A 1,662-nucleotide genomic window follows, 5' to 3' on the forward strand; every position below is an offset into this window, starting at 1 on the left:
GGCCGAGGCTGTGTGGAAACGGGCCGGCAGGGGCTGACTGCTGCCGGTTTGCCCGGTTGCTCGCTTTTAGACGCCTCCGACACCCTTTGCGCGCTTGACGGCTTGCTGATCCTTTTCGGACAGAGCATGACGCCTACGCTCGAGTCACGGCAGCCCCCGATCAGGCGGCGATGGCCCGCCTCAGGCCCCGAATGCCGATCAACGCGACCACTCGCTTGATGTTGTAGGCAAGGACATTCAGCGCCATCTCGGTGCGGACGTTCTTCAGCCTCCGGGTCAGGAAATGGGTGTGCCCCATCCAAGCCTTGAGGGTGCCGAACGGGTGTTCGACCGTGCAGCGGCGCAGGGTCATAGGATCTGCCTTCCCACCCAGCCTATCGCGCATCGCATCGACCAGATGCTCATACTCCCACCGGGTGATCCGGCGTTCCTTGCCGGTGGTGCAGCGATGACGAAGCAGACAATGCTGACATTCGTTGGTCCAGTAGCGGCCGATCCGCAGCCCGTCTTCCTCGCGCGTGTAGCGGTAGGTCAGCTCTTCGCCTGCCGGGCAGACATAGACATCGCGGGCCGGATCATAGGCAAAGTCAGCCTTTACATACATGCCCTTGCCGCGGTTGCCCGATGTCTCGGGGCGCGGCACGGTTGTGGTGATCCCCGCCTGATCGCAGGCCAGGATCTGGGAGCCACTGAAATATCCCTTGTCGGCTATGGCATGTAGGCCATCACGCTCCAGCGCGGCCTTGGCGGCTGTCGCCATCGGGCTCAGCTGGTCGCGGTCGAAGCCCTGATTGGTCACGTCATGCACCACGATCAGATGCGTCTCGGTATCGACCGCGGTCTGGACGTTGTAGCCGACCATGCCACTGTGTCGGGCACTGGTCGCCATGGCCCGGGCATCGGGATCGGTTAGGGAGATCTGCCCGTCGGGCGCCTCGGCCAAGGCCTGTTCCATTGCCTTCAGCCTCGCGATCTCCTGCCGGATACGACCGTAACGACGGGCGAGATGGGCGACCTTGTCAGCCCTTGCCTCGCCGTCCTCCTGGCGGTCGATGCGAACCATCTCGTTGACATAGCGCTCAACGTCGGCCTCCAGATGTGCGAGGCGGCTGGCGATCTTGTTCTTGGTGAAGTTCCGGTCACGGTTGTTCACCGCCTTGAACTTGCTGCCGTCGATGGCCACGCAATCGCCCCTCAGCACCCCGATCCGCCGGCACAGCTCCACGAACTGCGCGCAGGTCCTGCGGATCGCTGCCCCGTTATCGCGCCGGAAATCGGCGATGGTCTTGTGGTCGGGCACCAGGCGGCCGGTCAGCCACATCAGCTCGACATTGCGACCCGCCTCACGCTCCAGGCGACGGCTGGACGGGATGCGGTTCAGATAGCCGTAGATGAAGAGCTTGAGCAGCACAGCCGGATGGTAGCCCGGGCGACCGGTTCGGGCGGGCGCACAACGCTCGAAGCCGAGCGCCGGAAGATCAAGCTCCTCGACGAAGAGGTCGACGACACGGACCAGGTGATCCTCGCCGATCCAGTCCTCAAGACGATCCGGGAAAAGCGTGACCTGTTCCCGGTCGATGCCATCGATGAAACGTGCCATCCCTGCCTCCCACTGCCTTGCAAAAGCTTACCACGGAACAGCGTTTCCACACAGCCTCGGCC

1 protein-coding gene is annotated in these 1,662 nt (G+C 63.6%); it reads right to left on the bottom strand.

Going from position 1 to position 1,662, the window contains the following annotated elements; all coding sequences use genetic code 11:
• Positions 1-160: 160 nt before the first annotated feature.
• On the bottom strand, positions 161-1,600 hold the full coding sequence (locus J7359_RS19800) for an IS1182 family transposase (RefSeq protein ID WP_209059992.1): 1,440 nt from the start codon (positions 1,598-1,600) through the stop codon (positions 161-163).
• Positions 1,601-1,662 lie beyond the last annotated feature (62 nt).

Origin of the sequence: Paracoccus sp. R12_2, assembly GCF_017744015.1 — a bacterium.
GTDB lineage: Bacteria > Pseudomonadota > Alphaproteobacteria > Rhodobacterales > Rhodobacteraceae > Paracoccus.

Excerpts from the sequence above, each read along its gene's own strand:
- J7359_RS19800 (WP_209059992.1), bottom strand. The coding sequence starts at position 1,600 with ATGGCACGTTTCATCGATGGCATCGACCGGGAACAGGTCACGCTTTTC.